This is a genomic window from Bacteroides sp. AF29-11 (assembly GCF_003602895.1).
Classification (GTDB): Bacteria; Bacteroidota; Bacteroidia; order Bacteroidales; family Bacteroidaceae; genus Bacteroides; species Bacteroides uniformis.
The window spans coordinates 549,753-572,064 of the sequence record NZ_QTLY01000001.1; the positions used below are offsets into that span (position 1 = coordinate 549,753).

21 protein-coding genes are annotated in these 22,312 nt (G+C 44.9%); 8 read left to right on the forward strand and 13 right to left on the reverse strand.

Annotation, left to right across the window (positions count from 1 at the left end):
- Positions 1–23 precede the first annotated feature (23 nt).
- Complete coding sequence (locus DWZ03_RS02000) at positions 24–956, forward strand: acyltransferase family protein (protein ID WP_057088720.1); 933 nt, start codon at positions 24–26, stop codon at positions 954–956.
- Here the strand turns inward: DWZ03_RS02000 and DWZ03_RS02005 are convergent.
- Both DWZ03_RS02005 and DWZ03_RS02010 read right to left on the reverse strand, forming a co-directional pair.
- A complete protein-coding gene (locus tag DWZ03_RS02005) occupies positions 943–1,962 on the reverse strand; it encodes a sensor histidine kinase (protein ID WP_005834361.1) in 1,020 nt (339 codons plus the stop codon). The two genes, DWZ03_RS02000 and DWZ03_RS02005, sit on opposite strands and share 14 nt — an antisense overlap.
- 10 nt (positions 1,963–1,972) lie before the next feature.
- Positions 1,973–2,731 (reverse strand): LytR/AlgR family response regulator transcription factor, encoded by a 759-nt coding sequence (locus DWZ03_RS02010; protein WP_120128609.1) that lies wholly within the window; start codon positions 2,729–2,731, stop codon positions 1,973–1,975.
- Between the two features lie 303 nt (positions 2,732–3,034).
- Here DWZ03_RS02010 and DWZ03_RS02015 point away from each other — a divergent pair, with 303 nt between their 5' ends.
- Positions 3,035–4,261, forward strand: coding sequence for a site-specific integrase (locus tag DWZ03_RS02015; RefSeq protein ID WP_120128713.1), 1,227 nt, complete (start codon positions 3,035–3,037; stop codon positions 4,259–4,261).
- 2 nt (positions 4,262–4,263) lie between these two features.
- Positions 4,264–4,647: a hypothetical protein gene (locus DWZ03_RS02020; protein WP_117720858.1), complete on the forward strand. Its 384-nt coding sequence runs from the start codon at positions 4,264–4,266 to the stop codon at positions 4,645–4,647.
- A 101-nt stretch (positions 4,648–4,748) separates the two neighbouring features.
- Here the strand turns inward: DWZ03_RS02020 and DWZ03_RS02025 are convergent, their stop codons facing one another.
- The 9 genes from DWZ03_RS02025 to DWZ03_RS02065 form a co-directional block, all read right to left on the reverse strand.
- The gene (locus DWZ03_RS02025) at positions 4,749–7,211 is read right to left on the reverse strand and encodes a DUF6562 domain-containing protein (RefSeq protein ID WP_120128612.1); all 2,463 of its coding nucleotides are present in this window, start codon (positions 7,209–7,211) and stop codon (positions 4,749–4,751) included.
- Positions 7,212–7,478: 267 nt separating this feature from the next.
- Positions 7,479–8,336: a hypothetical protein gene (locus tag DWZ03_RS02030; RefSeq protein WP_133303126.1), complete on the reverse strand. Its 858-nt coding sequence runs from the start codon at positions 8,334–8,336 to the stop codon at positions 7,479–7,481.
- Between the two features lie 12 nt (positions 8,337–8,348).
- Positions 8,349–9,410 carry a DUF6562 domain-containing protein gene (locus DWZ03_RS02035; RefSeq protein ID WP_120128616.1) on the reverse strand — a complete coding sequence of 354 codons (1,062 nt, stop codon included), beginning with the start codon at positions 9,408–9,410 and terminating at the stop codon, positions 8,349–8,351.
- A complete protein-coding gene (locus tag DWZ03_RS02040; protein ID WP_120128619.1) occupies positions 9,407–10,675 on the reverse strand; it encodes a DUF3575 domain-containing protein in 1,269 nt (422 codons plus the stop codon). The genes DWZ03_RS02035 and DWZ03_RS02040 overlap by 4 nt, the downstream gene beginning before the upstream one ends.
- A gap of 271 nt (positions 10,676–10,946) precedes the next feature.
- Positions 10,947–12,155: a site-specific integrase gene (locus DWZ03_RS02045; RefSeq protein WP_120128622.1), complete on the reverse strand. Its 1,209-nt coding sequence runs from the start codon at positions 12,153–12,155 to the stop codon at positions 10,947–10,949.
- A gap of 7 nt (positions 12,156–12,162) precedes the next feature.
- Entirely contained in the window at positions 12,163–12,999 is an 837-nt protein-coding gene (locus DWZ03_RS02050; protein WP_229122361.1) for a hypothetical protein, read from the reverse strand.
- A 36-nt stretch (positions 13,000–13,035) separates the two neighbouring features.
- Entirely contained in the window at positions 13,036–13,968 is a 933-nt protein-coding gene (locus tag DWZ03_RS02055; protein WP_120128624.1) for a relaxase/mobilization nuclease domain-containing protein, read from the reverse strand.
- Entirely contained in the window at positions 13,965–14,348 is a 384-nt protein-coding gene (locus DWZ03_RS02060) for a plasmid mobilization protein (RefSeq protein ID WP_120128627.1), read from the reverse strand. Before DWZ03_RS02060 ends, DWZ03_RS02055 begins: the two co-directional genes overlap by 4 nt.
- A 303-nt stretch (positions 14,349–14,651) precedes the next feature.
- Positions 14,652–15,164, reverse strand: a complete 513-nt coding sequence (locus DWZ03_RS02065) for a DUF3408 domain-containing protein (RefSeq protein WP_120128629.1) — start codon at positions 15,162–15,164, stop codon at positions 14,652–14,654.
- A 594-nt stretch (positions 15,165–15,758) separates the two neighbouring features.
- On the opposite strand from DWZ03_RS02065, the gene DWZ03_RS02070 reads away from it, so the two are divergent.
- The 3 genes from DWZ03_RS02070 (at position 15,759) to DWZ03_RS02080 (ending at position 16,750) form a co-directional block, all read left to right on the forward strand.
- Complete coding sequence (locus tag DWZ03_RS02070; RefSeq protein ID WP_133303128.1) at positions 15,759–16,022, forward strand: hypothetical protein; 264 nt, start codon at positions 15,759–15,761, stop codon at positions 16,020–16,022.
- 71 nt (positions 16,023–16,093) lie between these two features.
- Positions 16,094–16,408 carry a helix-turn-helix domain-containing protein gene (locus tag DWZ03_RS02075; protein WP_120128635.1) on the forward strand — a complete coding sequence of 105 codons (315 nt, stop codon included), beginning with the start codon at positions 16,094–16,096 and terminating at the stop codon, positions 16,406–16,408.
- A gap of 30 nt (positions 16,409–16,438) precedes the next feature.
- A complete protein-coding gene (locus DWZ03_RS02080) occupies positions 16,439–16,750 on the forward strand; it encodes a helix-turn-helix domain-containing protein (protein ID WP_120128638.1) in 312 nt (103 codons plus the stop codon).
- Between the two features lie 629 nt (positions 16,751–17,379).
- On the opposite strand, the gene DWZ03_RS02090 is transcribed toward DWZ03_RS02080, so the two are convergent.
- A complete protein-coding gene (locus DWZ03_RS02090) occupies positions 17,380–18,288 on the reverse strand; it encodes a DUF6268 family outer membrane beta-barrel protein (protein WP_061412155.1) in 909 nt (302 codons plus the stop codon).
- 246 nt (positions 18,289–18,534) lie between these two features.
- On the opposite strand from DWZ03_RS02090, the gene DWZ03_RS02100 reads away from it, so the two are divergent.
- On the forward strand, positions 18,535–18,975 hold the full coding sequence (locus DWZ03_RS02100) for a DUF6078 family protein (protein ID WP_005834355.1): 441 nt from the start codon (positions 18,535–18,537) through the stop codon (positions 18,973–18,975).
- 208 nt (positions 18,976–19,183) lie between these two features.
- Here the strand turns inward: DWZ03_RS02100 and DWZ03_RS02105 are convergent, their stop codons facing one another.
- Positions 19,184–20,035 (reverse strand): PepSY-like domain-containing protein, encoded by an 852-nt coding sequence (locus DWZ03_RS02105; protein WP_005834354.1) that lies wholly within the window; start codon positions 20,033–20,035, stop codon positions 19,184–19,186.
- Between the two features lie 166 nt (positions 20,036–20,201).
- On the opposite strand from DWZ03_RS02105, the gene metG reads away from it, so the two are divergent.
- Positions 20,202–22,244 carry a methionine--tRNA ligase gene (gene metG / locus DWZ03_RS02110; protein ID WP_034522970.1) on the forward strand — a complete coding sequence of 681 codons (2,043 nt, stop codon included), beginning with the start codon at positions 20,202–20,204 and terminating at the stop codon, positions 22,242–22,244.
- Positions 22,245–22,312 lie beyond the last annotated feature (68 nt).

Genomic DNA, 22,312 nt, shown 5'->3' on the forward strand with positions numbered 1-22,312 from the left:
CAATACGCAGAAAACTACCCTATATGGAAAGCCGTGTCAAAGAGATAGATTATCTGAAATGCATCTTCATCACCCTGATGATTATCTTCCACCTTGTATATATAGGCGACAAGTATCCGTATGCGAAACAAATCGTCTATACGTTCCACATGTCCGCTTTCCTGATTATTTCGGGCTATCTGGCCAATAACCGGAAGGATGCCCGAAGCTTTCTCCGCAAGCTTCTATGGATTTTCATTCCGTATGCCTGCATGGAGGCGGCCTATACGGTGATGTCGCATTTCCTGCCCGTACGCGAAAGTGTAGATGCCATTACTCCTACCGTATTGCTCGACAAGATATTCCTCCATCCGATGGGGCCTTACTGGTATCTGCATACACTGATTCTGTGCAGCCTCATCTATTATATCACATTCCGCTATGTACGGCTGTCGGTTGTCTCCCGGCTGGTTGTGACCGGTGTCTGCCTGTTTGCCCTTTCCCATTGGGGAGGATTGATGAACTTCTCCAATGCCCTCTATTTCCTTATCGGCATGACAGTGAGCCAAAGCGGGCTTCGTTTTACACAAGTCTTTCGTGCCACAACCTTCGCCATTGTTCCATTCGTAATACTATGCTGTTTTCCCGCCAATCTGGATAGAGGTACTCTGGCAGGAGTCGCCATCACCTGGCTTTCCATCAGCCTGCTGTTGGCAGCCTACGGCTATCTGCCGGTACAAGCCAAACGGCTTTCCTTCTTTATAGGGCGCAATACGCTGGTCATACTCCTTTTCTCACCCATTTTCACCATTCTGTCCAAGGCGTTTCTGCCCGTGTTCGCCTTCGACCCTACGGGGATGCTGTTCCTTGTCACTGCCACCGCCTTCACTCTTAGCGGCTGCATGGGTATGGCGTGGGCTATGGACAAGATGCACGTTTCCAGATTCTTCTTCGGGAAGAGGACTATATTGTGCTGAGACGGTTCACGTCTTCGCCCACAAAGGGAAGTTTCACCACAAACTCCTTTTCGTCCTTAAGAATCTCCACCAGCGTGCCGTATAGGGCATACTGCCGTTGCAGGTTCTTCAATCCCGCTCTATTACTGGCCACATAGTTGCGCAACTGAAGATTGTTGCGTACCGTAATCCCTTCGTTTCCTATGGATATATGGACTATCAGCGGCGACTTCTTTGTACTGATATTATGCTTCAAGGCATTCTCCACAAGCATCTGTATGCTGGCAGGAATGACGAGACAATGATGATTCCGCAAATCATCTTCTATCTCCACATGCAGCGCATCGCCAAAGCGGATATGCTCCAGGTATAAATACGACTCTACGAACGACAGTTCTTCCTGCACGGTCACCGTAGCTCTGCCATGCGTAGTGAGCAGATAACGGTACACCGTAGACAGCTTCTTGGCAAACCGGTTCGTCTTTTCGGTATCCTGATAAGCAAGGGAGGCAAGGACATTCAGACTATTGAATAAGAAATGGGGATTAATCTGGTTTTTCAGCACCTCGAACTGATACAGCGCCTTCTCCTTCTCGATGACAGCCATCTGCTTCTCCATCTCCGAACGTTGCAGGCTATAGAAGAATATCTCTATCTGCAGAACGATAATCCAGTTCCACGGCACTACCGGCAGGGAGTTTCTCAGGATATGCCAGAAATTTCCATGCCCGCCCATCAGCAGGAAGTTCAAGATGTACGTCAACAGAACAGCCAGTGCAGTGGTCAACACGATATCCACCAGAATCCTCACCGCATTGTTGCGCTGTTTCAGTCTTTTATATATCAAGTTGATAACCCCAAAGTCGATGAACCCCAGCCCTATGCACAAAGGAAGATTCAGAAAGAACTGCACCATGATATTCGCATACCACGGCTTACCGCTGATGACGTTATAAACGCACCCTATGACAAGCAACGAGACGGAAACCGTCAGTATAAAAAGGAATATGTATCTCTTATGCCTCATAACTTATAACTCATACCACTCCGTCCACCCATTTCAAGAAATCGGCCACGCGACTGCGGCTCACCAATACCTCGTGCGGGCACTCTGGCTCGAAGTAAAGCTTCAAGCGACTGCCGAAGTACCTGGAACTCTTCCGGATGGACCTAATGTTGGATATGCAGCTCCTTGAAATCCTAAAGAAAACATCCCTATCCAGCATTCCCTCCAACTGGTCCAGCGAGTAGCTGATGATATACCGTTTCCCGGAGAAGAGGTGCAGATAAGTCAGCTTGTCCTCACTATAAAAGAAAGCGACATCCGGAGTTTCTACGTAGCGGAAGGTATCGCCCACCTGCACCAGAAAACGGTTCTTCTTGTTGGCTGCCAAGTAGCCGAGTTCCAGTTGCCGATATTCGGGAGCCGCAGAACGGAGGGCACTGTTGCGCTCGAACTTGCACAAGGCTGCTTCGAGGTCGCTTTCTTCAATGGGTTTCAGCAGATAGTCGATGCTGTTTACCTTGAAAGCCTTGATGGCATATTCATCGTAGGCGGTGGTGAAGATAACGGGCAAATCGACGGGACACTGCTCGAATATCTCAAAGCTCAACCCGTCGGACAAGCGGATATCTACAATCATCAAGTCCAGGCTGCCCTGACGCAAGAGCAGTACAGCCTGCTCCACGCTCTCTGCCCAGCCCGCCAACTGCCAGGAAGGGCGCAGCCGTTGCATCATACGCTTCAGCTCTTCGTAGGCGAAGCGCTCATCTTCTACTAATAAATACTTTACCATAAAACGTGTCTGTTATTGCGACAAAGATACTATTTTACCTCTTATCTCTGGAAAAATCTAACGAATGAGGGAAAATAATGATGGTGGCACTGGTGCTCAATGACTTATGAAGACTTTTGATGAAAGCCTCGCCGAAGCAAAAGTGCAAGGAAATGAAAGGTAATGAGGGCGGACGGTTTTCAAATCATTACCCGATAAAGAGGCAAGTTTATAGGTCATTGGAGTTTATTTCTACTCTCTGCCACATTCTGCATAACAATGTACAACTCGCTGATAACTAATTTTGTAACCAAAAAGAATTGGATTATGCGAAGTACATTTAAGGTGCTGTTCTACGTGAACGGAAGCAAGGAGAAAAACGGTATTGTTCCGATTATGGGACGAGTTACAATCAACGGTTCTGTGGCTCAATTCAGTTGCAAACTGACCATTGCAAAAACAATGTGGGATGCCAAAGGCAATCGGGCAAAGGGCAAGAGCAAGGAATCAAGAGACATCAATTTGGCTTTGGATAACATCAAGGCTCAAATCATCAAGCACTACCAACGTATTTCAGATAGAGAAGCGTTTGTAACTGCCGAAATGGTACGCAATGCCTATCAAGGTATCGGTACGGAGTATGAAACATTGCTCGGTGCATTCGATAAGGACAACGAGAGTTTCAAGAAGCGTATCGGCATAGACCGTGCTGCAAGTTCCTATAAGGTGCGTGTAAGGTCACGAAATCATTTGGCTACGTTCATTAAGAAGTGCTACAAGCGGAGTGATATTTCTATGCTCGAACTTACTCCCGACTTCATCAAGGAGTATGAAATCTATCTCTCTACCGATGCAGGGTTGCACAATGGTAGTGTATGGTCGCATTGTATGTGGCTGAAAACAATCGTGTCAAAGGCTCATTACAACGGACTGACACCGAGAAATCCGTTTGCTCAGTATCGATTGAATCAGAACATCAAGGAGCGTCAGTATCTTACCGAAGATGAAATCAAAGCGGTAATGACACACGAGTTTGCGGATAAGAAGTTGGCCTATATCCGAGACTTGTTCGTGTTTGCAAGTTTTACAGCTTTGTCATTCGTGGATATTAAAGAGCTGACCACCGATGATATTGTAGAGATAAATGGTGAGAAATGGATTCTATCCAAGCGCCACAAGACAAAGGTCAATTTCCAAGTGAAGTTGTTGGATATTCCATTACAGATAATCAAGCGATATGAGAGATTACAAGAGGACAAACTCGTATTCCCTAATCTCAACTATTGGAACATCTGTAAACCGTTGAAAAAGATGATAAAAGAGTGTGGGATTTCTAAGGATATTTCATTCCATTGCGCAAGGCACGGATTCGCTACATTGGCTCTGAGCAAGGGTGTTCCCATTGAGAGTGTCAGCCGAGTATTGGGGCATACGAACATTACCACAACTCAGCGATATGCCAAAATAACCACCGAGAAAATTGATAAGGATTTGACGATGTTCGGCAACAGACTTAATCAATCGTTTAGTGAAATCTCAATAGCAATGTAACTATGGAAAGGTCAATTATAACAATCAACAAAAGCGGAAACGTAAATATCCCAAGCGGTAATGTATGGATGTCAGAAATGGAATTGGTGGATTTGTTCGGGGTGATAGCCCCGACACTACGAGCCGCTATCAGAGCGATATACAAGAGTGGAACATTTAACCCTGCAACTACCCAGCGATGCGATTTAGCCACTCCTGCAAGTTGGGCTACATTTTATAATCTTGAAGTGGTCGTTGCACTTGCATTTAGGCTGAATACATACGAAGCAAGTAAGGTTAGGCAAACAGTGTTGAAGTGTTTATGCCAGCGAAAAGAGAATGGGATTAGTCTGCTTATATCATTGCAAGGTATGGGACAGCAAATCTCTCCCAAAATGAGTTGCTGAATCACTCTCGATAAAGACGAAGCCTTGCTATTCTCACGAACGGCAAGGCTTCTTAGCTAATATATATCTATCAAAGGATGATAGAATTTCTTTGATTACATTTACATAACGTTAATTGTTGCATTAGACTCGTTGGTATACTGGAGTGTTCCTGTTACCGTAGTGTTTGTCAAATTCAAAGTAGAACCAGCCATATTACCACGTAAGATGATAACTGCATCATCATCTTCGCAATCAGATTTCAACGTACTATTAGAGATATTGAAAACACCGTTGTTGGTATTACCGTTTACACCAACACGAATTGCATAACCCTTTGTGTCAAAAGTACAGCCTTCCATTTCTAAAGAAGGTGTATTATTAAGGTTTATACCGTTCTTAGAATAAACCTTGCAACCAGCAATGTTCAAGCCTTTTTCCACGTTGGCAACTTGTAACATAGAGTGCATACCCTCGTTTACAGTACAGCCGCTGATGTTCAGATTCCAATCACCGCCTGTGTAGGATTTAACCGCAGCAACATCTTTTGTAGAAGTAGTGGAGAAAGTACAATCCTTTACAGTAACATTGTTGGTGTAACGAGTGTTACCATTGCCAGATTTACCCAAATTGATGTAAGCAGGTTCAGAAATATTTTCAGCACTGAAGCTTATATTTTGAATGGTCAAACCTGCTGTAGCATATCTTTTACTCTTACCGTCAACAATGATTGCACCATTATAGGTCTTCTGATTACCGATAATTGTAACTTTAACATTTTCCTTCTGTACTGCAGTAGCATTACCAGTAATGTTATCACCAAGGAAAATAGTTACATCAGCAGTAGCATTAGCGATAGCCTGAGTGAGTTCGTCAGCGGTAGTAACTGTCAAATAAGTAGGAGCATCAGAATTATTTTCAGCAAAGTCATTGTTGATTACAACATTGTTGAATATACCGCCCATTACGTTGATTACACCTGCTCCGTCTGGAGTGGTTGAACTTGGCTTCTGATTCCAAATAGCACCTGCATCACCTTCACGACCATTGAATGTACCACCATAAATATTGATAGTAGCAACAGTAGCATAGTTATTATGACCAGCAGCATTGGCAAAGTTACGGAACAAATTACGATGGAAAGTGTAAGTGCCATTGTAAATATTCAATGTAGCAGAGTTTAGATTACTATTGTTATCAACGAATAAAGGACACAATGACTCTTGAGAATATTCCAATGCAGTCATAGTCCAGTTACCACCCTTTAGGTTTACTTCTCCACCGTCATTTTCAATAAATGCAGCGTATGCATTTGGCCATGACTTAGCAGTTGTCACCTTCACATTTCCATCACCAACAATTGTCAATCCACTATTAGGTTTTACATGGAAAATAGCTGTACTTACAGAAACATCAGGAATATTAGCAACGATACCATATCCGTTGAGGTCAATAGTCACATTTTTATTATCAATTGTAAATAAGTGTTCGCCTGCTGTAGCACCAAGTGTGGTTTCACCTTCCAATTTGATAGTTTCACCATCTTGAACAGCTGCCATAGCTTCTGCGAATGAAGTATAAACAACGCCATTGATAGTTGCATAAGGTACGTTCACATTATGGTCATCCTCATAAACAGGGTCAATGACAATGTTGAATGTAATGTCACCAGTAAGCAACTTACCAAGGATATTTGTACGCCAGTTACGCTGTACAGGAACACTGTTCAAACCCTGATTGAACTCGATGTTGCTGTAAGAATTATTCTTTGGAGCAAATACAAAAGCGATGTTTTCCAATGTAGCCTTTTCATAACCTGTCTGTTCTGCAGCAGGAAGAATATAACTCATAGAAAGCCAGTTGTATTCTTCATCTTCACCATCGCCATTAGCATCCACTTTCAAGATTGCGGGGTCATTAGGAATAGCGTTCAAAGCATAACTAACTTCAGTAGAACCGTTAACCGTACCATCGAGCAAGTTCAAAGAAGTAGCAGCGTTCTTAATAACAACAGATGAACTTCCAATCTCAATACCTGATGCAACAGCAGCTTCCCAATCTTCCTTAGTCACACCCACATTGATTTGAGCGAAAGGACGCTTCATTTCTACATCAATAGAAGTAGAACCTGTTACAGTAAATTCTACAGTCTTGAAGAATGCATCACGAGTTTCATCATTGTTCACTTTGTTCTCATCGTTGGCATAGTTTACAACAACACTCATCTTGTCTGTATCTACTGTATAAGCCTCACAATCATCATCCTGTGCCCAGAATGCCACTTTGTAAGTCTGACCCTTAGCCAAAGTAATGCTTTCTGTGGTTGGGAATGTTACACCTGTTTTTGTTACAGCCTGAATATTTGAGAGACGGTTACCATCTTTGTCAAATACAGCATAAACCAAAACATCAGCACTCTTACCATCACTGATAGCACGGGTAGCGATACCACCTTCAAGACCCAGTGAGAAAGACACCTGAGCCTCATTTCCTGACTGAACTACATCCAGTTCGTCATTCGAACACGATGTTGCCAACAACATACCAGCTGCTGCGAACATACCTAAGAATAATTTCTTGTTCATTTCTGAAAATTTTAATTGTTATACAAATAGTTTTACTTTAATTTCTTGTTTTAAATGTTTTCCGCATTCATTCGGATTGCCGAAACCATTGTCGAGGGTTGTTCCGCTTATGCAGAACGGGGATTAATCATCAATCTGTCGTATCCTGCGAGTTGCAGGATGAAAGGTCTTGGAACTGCTCCATCCCTTTGTGGCTGTTAGTTGGTCTTCTGTCTCTTGTTCGGCTTCTTAACTCGTTATTCGGGTTATACATATTTTGAAATTCTCTTATTCTGCTGTAAATCCTCCTGCTATGTTGCTTCGTTGGTTAGCTTCAATCTCAACCTTTGGAAACGCCACCGTCTTGCTGTTTTCTCCATCGGTCAATGTCAATTCCGCTGCAATCTGTATAGCCGTTGTCGGAGCAAACAGATAGCCCATAGCGAGATAGTTATATGCTGTACCATCAGCCGAGAATGTTTCAGTGGTGGTGTCGCTGAAATCCCAAGTAAATTCAGCACTTCCGCTTACGGTATTGGTAAATGGGTGGAATGTGTCGGGAACATCTTTTGCGGTAAATGATGCCTGCATCGGTGTTCCTATAGTTCCTACATTGATTTGAACCAACGGACGGACAAGTTCAACGGGATAACTGCAATCTCCCGTAATGGTAATGTCTCCCATTGTGGCGAAGAAAGCATCAGCGGCTTCCGCTTGGGTGAATGTTATCGGATTAGGTAGAGCGTTCATTTCGATAGCGGTCAGATCATCTATATTGTAGATGTTCTGATTGCCATCATACGTCCAAAAGATAAAACTGTATGTCTGCTCCTGTGCCAATGTAAGTTGTACATTTGCCGAAGTACCGTTTATCGGGAACTCTTTGCGGTCTATTTCGTGATAACTCCAACTGCCACCACTGTTGGTATGTACATCTGCAACGCCCTTTTTGAATATTCCCACCACAAGGGTATTCACTTGTTCCGCTTTCCCGAATGAACGGGTACGGGTGTCAGTCGGGAGTATAGCAGTGAAACTTACCTGTACATCACCCACCTTTTGCCAATCATCGGAGCAGGACTGTATGCCTACCATCATCAGGGTAAGCACTGTCATTATTGATATGTTATGTAGTAGATTCTTCATCGCTTCTATCTGTTAGGGGAAAATCAGGTTATGGTCTCCGTCAAAGTCGGGATTGATGGTTACACCTCCCGATGCTTCCGACATCAGGAACATACCCGTCATTATGGTATGGTGGCTTCGCTTCAACGGCACTTCTATCGGCTCGGTCAATGAAAGTTGTGTACCCTCATTGTCGTAAATACCTATCTGCACTGTTACAGCAGACTTCTTGCCGTTCACAAATACATAGTCAAATCCCATTGAAGCCTCAGATTCGGAGAGTTTCCTCAAGGTGGACTCGAACATCACTCCCGTAGATGAATCCACGGGCTTGTCGGTGTACATACTGTATGCGTGTGGCATAAATCCCACATAGTAGAATACTACCTTGTAATCCTCGATATTTACGGCTCTTGTCGGGGTGTCATCTGCCGATGCCGACTTGTTGCCGTTGGCTTTGGAGGCGACACGGACAGATTCCTTGTCGATGAACTCTTCAACATCATTCGTCACGAACTCGAACTTGGCAAGAGGTCGTTGCATCGCCACATTAAGCGTATCAGGCAGACGCTCCATAATATCTGCTACGAGTGAAATATTGTTCGTGCCTCTGAAAGCGTCACGATAGTCATTGTTACCCTTGTGGTCGCCTTGCAGTCTGATTTCCGCAAAGTTGTCGGCATTGTGGAAATGGCTGTCACCGCTTGTCTGGATTAAGTCTGACCATACCATCACATTGTAGTTGCCGGGCAAGAGGTCAAGCGTCACTTCGTGGGCGTAGCCCTCTGATATATCTTTCGTGAATACGAACTCCTGTGTATAATCCGATGTGGTACGCATTTTCTCCGACACGGGATAGGTGCGGACAATGTAACGTATCTTGCCATAATCACGATGATTGTCGTATATCTCGCCATATCCCTGCTCAATGACCTCTGCACCATCATAGAGGTGTTCCCATTCGGTCATATCCGTTTCATAGTTCAGGCGAAGATGCATTTTCACAAACTCCTGTGTTTCAGGCCATTCGTGAACATCACAAGCCGAAAGAAGCAATATCGGCAAGCATATAATAAGGTATAGAATCTTTCTCATCGCTTGCCTCCTTTCTTCTTTAAGTCAAACGAATAGGAGAACGATACCGCTGCTTGGTCGATACCCCAGTAGGTCTTCTTGATGCTCTCTATCATCAGACCGTCTTTTGTGCGTGGGGTATTGTGGAATTTGTCGTAGTGATTTGAATATACACCTGCTCCGAGAGAAAACTCCACCCTCCAACGGTTGTTCTTGCTGATGGGCAGACGATAACCGATGCTCACACCGCCACCGATGGCAGGTGTCTCACGGTTATGGTCTTGGTAGCGGTAATCTCCATCAAAAGCAAAATTGTAGTATGCCAAGCCGAAGTGTGCTCCTGCGAAGAATCCGTCATTCTCTTCCGACAGCCAATAACGGAACTCAGGCTGTACGGCGAAGGTGCGGAACTTGATGGTTGATTTGAAGTAGTCCCAAGCAGAATAATAGACAGGAAGCGTAAACGACCAATGTTTTGCCAAATCTACTTCTGCGGCAACATTGGCGATAGCCATCCCCAAGCCTATGGCATTGGTTTTCAAATGGAGTTTGCGGCTCCATTCCTCCACTTCGGGAATACCCGTTTCTATAATAGCCGTTGTGTCGGGCACAATTTCAACGGCTTCAACTATAGGCTCTACTTTAATGGTATCAGGTCCGATTATAGGCACTTGTACGGGTGGCAACTCTTTCTTGTAGGTTACGAATACCGCACAGGCATTTCGCATCTGCTCGAAGAAGAGTTTGTTCATCTGCTGCCATACCTTGCCACCGTCCAATGCTCTCAATTTCACGATACGGTTGTCGATATGTGTATTCGGGTGATGATAGTCCACCAATCGGGCTTCTTCCTCCAAGATGGCAATTACTTCATCCTTGCGGATAAGTCCCGAATCCTCAATCTGTGATTTGAGGTAATCCCACGGTATGTAACTGTCATTATGGGTAATAAGGCTGTCGGGAATATCCACCTCACTGCGGATGAATTTTTCAAGTGCCGAGAGACGACCTTGTGCCAACTTGCGGTTGAGTTGATAACTGCCTTCGGGAGAAGCTGCTCCGCAGAAGGATACTTCAATGATATTGATTGTACTGTCTTGGCGTATAGTTCGTAGGAACTCCAACATCTCCTGCATACGGGCGGCATTGTCCGAATAGGCGGAATCTATGACAGTACTGTTCACACGGAAGTCAATACAGATTTCCGTGTGTTTCTCTTGCGAATGCGCAACACCTACACCAAACAGCAAGAGAATCAGCGTTATACAATATTTCTTAATGCGCATAAATCGAAATAATAGGTCACTTCTCTTTGTAAGAGTGATTTATGCGGTATATCCCTTTGATTACAAGCAGGTTATTTGAGTCGCTTTAAAGTATTTTGCTCAACAATCCATATTGGCCCTAAACAAAATCAAATTCACGCATAACTTTTTTTAGTGTAATTTGGTGCCATTTGCCGAAAAATGTGTAATTTTGCAGTGGTAATCATTTCTCTTACAAAGAGATAAGTTTTCTCTTACAAAGAGACCTTTCATTTGCTCAACAATCCTTCACTTACAGAGATTTCAATATCATACTGTTCGCCTTGTCTATTGCCATTGTATCCAATGATGCCAGATAGATGCGAGTGGTAGCCTCCGAGTCGTGTCCCATACCCTCACTTATAACCGACAGCGGTACATTCTTGCTTTTGGCAATGCTTGCCCAAGCGTGTCGGGCAACATACAGGGTCAGTGAAACGGACAATCCGAGTTCCTTACCGATGATTTTCAGACAACGGTTAATGTTGTGTGCTGCATAGATATATTGCTTACGTTCATCTATATCACTGAATGGCTTGATGATGGGTAACAGGTAATTGGATTGTGAAGTGTCGTATTTATCTACAATCTCCTGCATACATTTCTCCCATTTGATAAATAGTTGTTGTCCCGTCTTGCGTCTGCGATAGGACAGCACGCCATTCTGCAAATCCTTTTTTCGTAGGTATGCCATATCCACGAATGACATACCACGGGTATAAAAACTCATCAGGAACATATCACGGGCAAAATCAAAGGTCGGATTCATCGAAAAATCCATCTCTTTGATTCGCTTGATGGCTTTCAAGGGTACGGCTCGCTTGACGGTCTTATCCACTCCCGTATAGACGTGCTTAAATGGAAATCGCTGCGAGGTCAAATCCTTTTCTACGGCACGATTATATACCGCTCGAAGATTACGCATATAGAATGATGATGAGTTGGGGCTTACTCCATTATTCTTCAAATAGGCTTCGTATGCCATCATCATATCGGAGTCCATATCGTCCAATGGCACATCCCTGTCCTCGCGGAAGCGTCTGAAACTACAAAGGGTCGCAGCATATGTTTCCGATGTGCGGATTTTACCCAGTGTTTTCAGATTGGCAATAACGCCCTCCATAAATGGGAAGAGAAAATTTTCGGGGTTGTCCGATGCAAATTCCGCTATCACATCATCAGCAGTATAATCACAACCGCTATGCTCAAAATCAGCGATGACCTTATGGAAAAGCTTTACATCTATTCGGATTTTGTCGCCAATCTCCGATAGGTGGCGTTTTCTGCTCTCGTTGAACTTGGGTAATACCACCTCGGAAGAGTGACTGTTCCACTCATAGCCATAGAGACGGTAGCCCGTCTTTTGCTGACGGGCTACACGATTATGGATTACTTGATAGAAAATTGAGCCTTGTCCGCCATCAACCGTTGATGGTCGGAACTTAATCTTTACTGTTGCCATATTACAATCAGGGTTTTGATTTATTTTGTTTAACCTTACTATTATCCTGCTTGTTCTTAATGGACTTGGCTTTGCTCTCCTGTTCCTTGGCGGCTTGCTCTTTCAATCGTGCTTGCTCGGCAAGGGCGGCTTGTTTGCGTACAGCCTCTTCATAGGTCTCCACATCTTCACGCATCTGCTCGATTGCTTCGTTGTTGCGGTTGAGTTCAAAGATCTCCTCCAATGTAGCTATCTGCTCTGCCGAAGCATCGCCTTTCATCTTGATGTAGCGGTATTTAAGGTCATTATCAATGCGGTCATAATTCGGGCGTTTGGCAAGATGCAATGCTACTGATAAAACAGCAATAGCTACCGACATTATTACAAAGGTTATCAAGATATGAGGTTCATCGATGCTGATACGAAGATGTTTAGCGTTAGCAATACCACTTTCAATATTTTCATTGGTATCTCGGAACATTACCTTAACCTTATCGTATTGTTCCTGCTGTTTAGCCTTAATCTCTGCCAGCGAGTTTAGAACTTCGCCTGATGATTGCGATTTATTGACAATCGCTTTTACATCCCTTACACTCTCGCTAATGGCACTGAAATTTGAATTAAGAACCTTAGTCTGCTCTTCAAGTTTGCGGTCGGTGTGCCTGCAATTAAGCCCTGTGGCATTGCTGACAAGTTCCTTAACTTCGTGTACTAACGCTATTCTATCTTCGTCATTAGCAACTGAATTACCCTCATTCGGTTGAAACTTTTGCAATTCAATTACTGCGGTTTCGATTCTTTCCAAGCATCCGTAGATGCCTTCCATAAACGACTCATTATCGTTGTTGTTGAAATTTTTATTCATAGTTTTCTGAATTTATTGATTATACATTTGGGTTATTTAGAGTTTGAAACCTCTGGTTTTCTTCCTCTCCTTCTTCTTTTGTTTCTGCCAAGAAGGTGGTTGCTCATCCTCTGGTGGAGCATCCGATGGAGTCAATAAGCCCAATCCATTGCTCTCAATAAGGCTATCCGTAACGCTATATTTTTGCTCTGTTTCTTGCCTTGTCGGTTGCTGTTTAGACTCAATTTCGGTCTGCATATTCCGCTTATCCCAACTTAATTGTTCGTTAAGTTTTGAATAACTGAACTGTCTGCTGACATCGGAAGCCTTGAAAGTGTAACCGTCTTTGGTGAAACTCAATCCCTCATTCTTACCCGTTCTTCGGTTAATCTTGAAGGTCATACCAATACCTTGCTTTTGCAGTTGGCTACCCAAGTCCCACCATGTCCGACTTCGTTTCAATGCAGCCTTTACAGCATTGTGAATCTCGTACTTCACCCGTTCAGGATCGTGGAGCTTCTTTACATTGGTCTTGCTCTTATCCTCTGCGTATGTCAATCTGTATTTGTCTTTTAGTTTCTTTGTTGCAATCTCATTACGCTTAAAATCGTTCTGCGAGGAGATTACTTTACCATCGTAGTTGATACGATTATATACCAAATGACAATGCGGATTGTCGGTGTTATGATGCCTTCCCAAGATGAATTGAGTGTTCTTAATGCCCATCAAGTCCATGTATTCTAGAGCAATTTTAGCCATAAACTCATCGCTTAATCGTGGTGTATCTTCAGGCTTAAAGCTGAGTGCAATGTGTCCTAACGGTTGCTTAATTTTCGGATTTAAGAGACACTGACAGTTGAAACTATCAATCATTTCTTTGTTGCTTCCGAGCAGTACACCGTCCGATGCGATGATTTCGGCATTGTCTTTACCCATCACATAGCGTATGCATCCGCCAAATGATTTTCCCTTCTTGATTTTCCCTATCATCTGTACCTCCTTTCTTCGGTTTTGTAATCGCTTAATACCTCCTTCAACTTGGCAAGCAGTTCCATCACTACGTTCTTTGTTCGATAGAATCCAGTCTGATGCGACAGCTTTGTTAGCTGATTGAGATTGTTTGCCATACCCGTAAGGTTTCGGATTATGGCTGCATCCTCAGTGGAATGTTTGGCTACGATTCGGGCATCAAAGGCTGCATATCGAATGTACTCGGCAAGTGTACGATTGGCATTCTTGCTTCGATGGCGTAGTTTCTCATAGTCGGGCTTTGAGAACTTCACCGTTACCGATTTTGTAAGGCGTTTCAAGGTGCTTACCTGTGGTCTGCCTCTGGGCTTTGATTTGTTTGTTTTCTTATAATTCATCATTTCGTTTTTTTTACTTGGTTATTGATTTTCAATTTGGCTTTTCACAATCTGCGACCATCGGGAGCGGATTGCCTCCACTCGGGAGTAGAGCGAGGTTTTTCGGGTGCAATGGCGGCTCGTCCTACATTTTTCGGCATCCCGAAAGATAACCTCGCTACACCCCAAGACTAAGGTCTTGCTGCGTCAACCGTCATTGACGGTTTTTGATGGTTCCGATTGCTTTTTCTGATTTAGTTACCGTAATGCAGTCCGTCCAAACTGCCGTTGGGCGATAGGGTTGGCATTGCTGCATGCACTCCTACATTACATCCCTTTCCAATGCTCGAAATCTTCTGAATAGAGTTCGATGTGGTGGCGGACGATGTTCTCCAACAGTCCCGACATACTCATTCTATCCTCACCGATTTTGCAAGCGAACTTGTCAAGCATTTTTCGCAACTTACCGCTGATGAATACCGGCTTGCGGTCTTCAATCTTGTAAGGGCGCATAAAGGTCTTGCGGTACTCCTCCAATGAGAGTTTGCGTTGTTTGCTGCTTACTCTGCGTTGGATGGTTGGGGCTGATGGCTCTTCCTCGGTAACATTGGTAGGTGGAACTTCATCAACATCCTCTGTAACGGGAGGTGCTGCTTCCGTTTGGGCTTGTTTTAATTCTGATGGAAGAGGATGTGGCTTGATGTTTTCAATTGAGAAATTCTCCAATGCGGCATCAATACTTTTCTTTCGGCTCTCTTCTGTTTGCGAGTTCTGCTCGGAAAAATCCAAGCCTGTCATTTTTTGCAACTCGGCTTTACTCAAAGTTTCTTTTTTACTCATTTTTGAAATGGTTTTATAAGTTCAACATATGGTCATTGTGCACAATCTTGACCGATTATCTGCTGCAAAGAAAATGTGCATACAATTCTACCACAACTAATTAGGTCTATGTAGGCAATTATGAATTGTATTGCTTTTCAGCGTGATTTGTAAGCAGTGCCGACTGCATAATTCTTCCCAAGTTGAACGGATAGTGATGAATTAAGGCGAAATGCTTAATTGAGGAAATTAAGGACTTAAATACGATAGCGGATAGACGGACAGCCTATGTATCGGGAGTTGGTCTATCCGCTATACTGCTGTCATAGAATTAGCAATTGTCCGTTTCGACTGTTTGATGCAGAAGTTTGTCAGACTGATAGGCATCGGTCTGACAAACGACAATTTAGCGGACAAGATCCGAAACGGATAGCCGTTTAGGGATGCTCTTATATAATATGGATTACAATGTGATGTATGCTAACAAAGGTAGAATTGAAACACCTATAAAGATCTAAGAGTGCCACGAACTGTGCCACATACTGCAACAGGCTCACCGTATGATTGAGGTGTGATAACTTATCTATTACTTCGCACCAAGAAAACGAAATAACGATGAAAAGAAAAACAACAATGATGAAGAATATAAAAGGATTAAGTGATGCTATTTATAACACCGAATATGCAATGATATGTCAGCCTATGACACGTATAGACACATCCATTGCAGTGTGCTTTTTCCTGCTTTTATTTGCAGTGAAGATACGGCAATGGCTAATGGAAATAAAACAAATTATTGCTGTGGGCAGAGTGGAGAATGACGCCAGAGAGTGCCAAATGAACGCCACATACTGCCACATCTTCAAAACGCTTGGATAGGGACTTATACCGACTATATCTTAGCGGAACAAAAGGTTGAAAATATTAAAAACGAATAAAAATAGGAGCTTATGGATTTAATCATTTTTGAGAGAAAGGCATTCGAGGAATTTGCCACAAAGATTGAGCAGTTCATTCTGCGAGTATCAAACTCACCCGTTGTAAAGGGTGGTAAGAAAAAGACAAACAATTGGCTCGACCATCAGGATGTTTGTCAGAGGTTGAAAATAAGCAAGCGTACATTACAGACCTTGCGTGATAATGGTACGCTTGCCTATACCAAAATCGGTAATCGTACCTACTACCTACCCGAAGATGTGGATAGCATCATCACAAAAGTAGAGGACAGACGAAAAGAAGCCAAGTGGAAAGGGAGAGAAATCTAACCAATGTATAACAATAAAACCATTTAAACTATGTATCAAGAGATGAGAACAAAAGACGATGCGTGGATGCAGTCCATTCACGAGAGTATCGACCAACTATCAGAGATTCTCGATAGTATTCCAAAAAATGGGACTACCTCACAGAACGATGATGAGTATCTATGCGACAAGGAGGTGGCATATATGCTTAAAGTCAGCCGAAGGACATTGAGCGAGTATCGCAGTAACGGAACATTGCCTTACTATGTTCTCGGTGGCAAAGTCCTGTACAAACGAAGTGAGATTGAGCAAGCGTTGAAACGGGAGTACAACGGCAAGTATCTGATGAATGGCAGCGGATAAACCCATCTATATTTTTGGAGGGAGTGAAATTTACCGCTTGCCCTATATTCATCTGTTTCAAAATAATAGTGCCCCTATGGATAGAAACAAGAACAGCATACAAATGGGTTGTCAATGTAAGAACCCTTTTGTATGCTGTCTATTTATCTTTATCTACATTTTCGTCAGTCGTTCATTTCCGTTGCCGTCTGCATTTCTAAGTACAGACATTGAAAGGGGAAAGGTTTTCGGGCTGAATACTCTCCGCAGGAGGAAGATTCCGACCGAAACGGCTTGCCGCCCCGACCTTTCAACTTTCAAGGGCTATTGTACTACCTTCGCAGACGAGCAAAGGAAAGGGGCGAATGACGGAATCGGGAAACTCCTAATATCGCAGATTGGTGATAGACCAATTTCAAATATTACCCTGCAATAATGAAAAATACACCGCCTTTTTGCTCGTTCATAAAAAAGTTGTACCTTTGTTCCAAGATGAGTTGTACATCAATGCAAATCACGCAAGTATGTAGAAATCAGAACAGTTGCCAACTCATTACCTCGTTCTCAGACATTCCGCATAAATATTTTATTCTTAGCGGATTATAAGATTATTCCAAAAATACCTCTTGTCTTTACTAAAATGGCATTTGTCATTTCAGCGTATACCTGAATCCCACCGTCAGGCGCAGAGTCGGTCTGAAGCAAGGCTCGTCCTCATCGTTCTTGAAGTTATTGAGAAAACCTTTCAAACTACGGTCCGACATACTTATTCCGCGTATCCAGTTACCGCCCACTCCCAGATAAACAGCCGTCTTCCTACTCAACTGGTACGAAGGACTGATGTATGACCTCAGCATGACGGTAGAATAGATTTTCGATTTCCCGTCGACTTCCATCACGGCAGACATGCCGTCCATATCGAGGGCGGTCAGTTCCAGCTTCAGCTTCTTGTTCAGCCAGGTGGCGACGGACACTTTCATGCCGCTGGACATATCCACTTTCAGCTCATACCTGCCGGCATTCCTCCAACTGAAGTACATCATGGGCAGTATCATCGGAATACCGTAAGAGTTCGTCAACCCCGCACCGATGCCCAAGTCGAGGTTCTTCCGCAGTTTATAGACAAAGATGATTGCTCCATTAGCCAGTAGGGTCTTCATGGAAACCCCGTCCAACGGGGCATAGACACCGCCGCCCACAGAGGCTATGATACTCCACTTGTCGGACAGGGGACGGATGTGGGAGATATTCAGACTGGCATTCAGCAGATTGTCCGGATTCAACTCCCGCGCCTGCCCCTTATTATGGAATACGCCATAGGCAGCATTGACGGTTGCCGACCACGCCACCAGCCTGCCCTTGTCGTCATGCCTGACGGAAAGCGGCAGGTTATACCTTCCCGATACCATCATCAGGCTGCCCGAACCATACTCGTTGCCGAGGTCATCCTTCAACGAACTTTCGGGCAGATAGTCGTAACTGATATAGCCTTGCCCCCGGCAGCAGAACGGCCACGCCGCAAGCCACAACACCAATAGAATCACAGAGTTTGTCCTCATGGGAATATGCAAATGTTTTCTGCAAATATAGTCCTGCGGCAAGTAAGCGGGAAGCATTTACGGACGGGGTGCGGAATGGGGAGGACGAAATGCGGAAACCGGAAGGCGGAATGATTCCATGTTTTACGTTACGCATTTCACGTTACGTAAAATACATAATATTTTCGGGATAAAACAAATATCAGGTGAAGCACCCATCAATCTCCAAACTAATTGTACCTTTGCGGAACTTTAAACAAAAAAATGATGAAAGAAGAAACTTTCGATTATTCCAAAGTTCCCCATAACTTCGGCTTATGCGCTACTGACACATGCCCTTATACTGACACCTGCCTGCGCCGGATTGCATATACGTATGCACCCTCAAACAACATCTTCCTATATGTACTGAATCCGAAAGCAATAGAGTCCACAGCGGGAAAATGCAAATATTATTGCTCGAATAAGAAAGTGCGCTATGCCAAAGGCTTTATCCATACGGCAGAAGCCATCTCTGTCGGCCAGTCCGGCACGTTCCGCTACCGGCTCATCGGCTTATGGGGTATCCGAAGATATTATCAGAAGCGGAAAGGGGAAACTTTGCTCTCACCAACCGAGCAGCAACAAGTCATTGCAATTGCCCGTAACTTAGGACTCCAACGGGCGGAGTACTTCGACGCTTATGTAGAAGAGTACGACTTCACATGACGGCTCCGGTCATCTCACATGATAACTCCGGTTACCCCAAACGGTAACTTCATTTACACTACGAGGTAAAAGGCTTTACACTATGGTGTAACGACCGTTACAATATGGAGTAACGGCCGTTACACCCTATGGTAAACGGCTTTACATTAGAAGGTAAACAAGCGGTAAATACAATACGCTGATTTAAAGGGAAGTATTCAGTATAAGACTATGGCAGTATTTCACCTTCCGCTGTCACCTTTACGTAGATTTCCCTTTCCCCTTGCTCCATCTCTACCAAAAAGTAACTGCCATCGGGAGTCTCAATAAAGTCGGCATCATCAATGACATAACCGGGATGGGCAGCCGTAACGGCGTTCTTCACTACATCCTCCAGATGTCTCTTACTGATATCCCAGATAGTATAGGCCCATGCACCCTCAGCGGTGAACATCACATCCTTGCTGATACTTCCGTGCACGATTTCGACTTCCGTCATACCGTTCTTTTCTTTTTCAATATCCACAATGCGGGCATTGGGATATTTCTCTGCTATAAAATCTTTGATGGCAGCGGAAATATCAGAAGGGAGATAATCTTCGGGAGAACCGCCGTTGTGCGCATCGGCCACTTCCTTCACCAGAATGCCGTCCTCCGAATAATAGAGGTCCATTTCCTGATTACCTTTCTCCACTTCGATGATGTAGACAACAGCCATTTCCTTACGTTCCAGCTTGTCTACATCTTCCACCTTCCATACATTATAATAGGTACTACTCTCGTAAGAGCTTCTCACCGGAGCGGGAAGGTCTGCATAACGGAGGTCGGTTTCGGTCATCTGCCATACACCGTCTTTGGTGAACCAGGCCTCCTTTTCGAAATTGTCCTCATGGAAATCAGCCACATAATATGCACCTTTTGTTTCCCATTCTATACGCTGGGCATTGGGATGCTCCTTGGCCAACGCATTACTCAGTTCCGCGGGCACGGAGATTCCGTCGTTGTCGTCATCATCACAGCTTTGCAAGGCAAAGGCAAACACGCCTAACGCCAATAATAAGAAGTACTTTTCCAGTTTCATAGTCATTTCGTTTTTTTACATTATCAATACCAAGTTTGTTCATTTTGTATGGCAAAGATGAAGCCTAAATCTGGAAAGAATCTGGAAGAATACTCATATTTTGCAGAAAACAGCTATCTTTGTGCCACTAAAAGCGTTCATAACAAAAGAGATACATAATAACACAATGGAAAAGAAATTCAAACGTACCACCGTGACCTCGGCATTGCCGTATGCCAACGGCCCGGTTCATATCGGACACCTGGCAGGCGTTTATGTTCCTGCCGACATTTATGTCCGCTACCTGCGACTGAAAAAGGAAGATGTAATCTTCATCGGCGGCTCCGACGAACACGGAGTGCCCATCACCATCCGCGCCAAGAAGGAAGGCATCACCCCGCAAGACGTGGTGGACCGCTATCATACGCTTATAAAGAAGTCTTTCGAAGAGTTCGGCGTTTCCTTCGACGTGTACAGCCGTACTACTTCAAAGACGCATCACGACACGGCTTCCGACTTCTTCCGCAAGCTGTACGATAAGGGAGAATTCATCGAAAAGACCAGCATGCAGTATTACGACGAAGAAGCCAAGACCTTCCTTGCCGACCGCTACATCACCGGCGAGTGCCCCCACTGCCATGCCGAAGGCGCTTACGGCGACCAATGCGAGAAGTGCGGCACCAGCCTCAGCCCCACGGACCTGATTAATCCGAAGAGTGCCATCAGCGGCAGCCAGCCCGTGATGCGTGAGACGAAGCACTGGTATCTGCCGCTGGACAAACACGAGGAATGGCTTCGCCAATGGATTCTGGAAGACCATAAGGAGTGGCGTCCCAATGTTTATGGCCAATGCAAGAGCTGGCTCGACATGGGCTTGCAGCCGCGTGCCGTGAGCCGCGACCTGGATTGGGGTATTCCCGTTCCCGTAGAGGGCGCCGAGGGCAAAGTGCTCTATGTATGGTTCGACGCCCCTATCGGCTACATCAGCAACACCAAAGAGTTGCTGCCCGACACATGGGAGAAATGGTGGAAAGACCCCGAAACGCGTCTGGTACACTTCATCGGAAAAGACAATATCGTGTTCCACTGCATCGTGTTCCCCGCCATGCTGAAGGCAGAGGGTAGCTACATCCTGCCGGACAACGTGCCGAGCAACGAGTTCCTGAACCTGGAGGGCGACAAGATTTCCACTTCACGCAACTGGGCGGTATGGCTGCACGAGTATCTCGTTGACTTCCCCGGCAAGCAGGATGTGCTGCGCTACGTGCTGACCGCCAACGCACCGGAGACAAAAGACAACGACTTCACCTGGAAGGACTTCCAGGCACGTAATAACAACGAGCTGGTTGCCGTTTATGGCAACTTCGTGAACCGCGCCCTGCAACTCACCAAGAAGTACTTCGACAGCGTAGTGCCCGCCGCAGGCGAACTGAACGACTACGACCGCGAGACGCTGAAAGAATTTGCCGACGTCAAGGCAGAAGTGGAGAAGTTGCTGGACGTATTCAAATTCCGCGACGCACAGAAGGAAGCGATGAACCTTGCCCGCATCGGAAACAAATACCTGGCAGACACCGAGCCGTGGAAGCTTGCCAAGACAGACATGGAGCGCGTAGCCACCATTCTCCACATCTCGTTGCAGTTGGTCGCCAACCTTGCCATTGCTTTCGAACCGTTCCTGCCCTTCAGCAGCGAGAAGCTTCGCAAGATGCTGAACATGGACAGCTTTGACTGGGCAGAGCTGGGACACACCGACCTGTTGCCTGCCGGACATCAGCTGGGCACCCCCGAACTGCTGTTCGAAAAGATAGAAGACGACGTCATCCAGGCACAAGTAGACAAGCTGCTTGCCACCAAGAAGGCAAACGAAGCCGCCACCTACAAGGCAAACCCCATCAAGCCGACCATCGCCTTCGAAGACTTTGAAAAGCTGGATATCCGCGTAGGTACAGTGCTTGAATGCGAGGCAGTGCCCAAGATGAAGAAGCTGCTGAAGTTCAAGATTGCCGACGGGCTGGAAAACCGCACCATCGTCAGCGGCATTGCCCAGCACTACAAATCGGAAGAACTGGTAGGCAAGCAAGTGCTGTTCATCGCCAACCTCGCTCCACGCCAATTCAAGAACGGGCTGGTAAGTGAGGGAATGATTCTCTCTGCCGAGAATTATGACGGCTCGCTGGCGGTGACTTCACTGCTGAAAGAGGTGAAGCCGGGCAGCGAGGTGAAATAAAACAGTAACAAGGTAACGAGTTAACAAGGCTACAAGGAGGAAGGAAAAGCCTCGTGGCCTTGTTAACT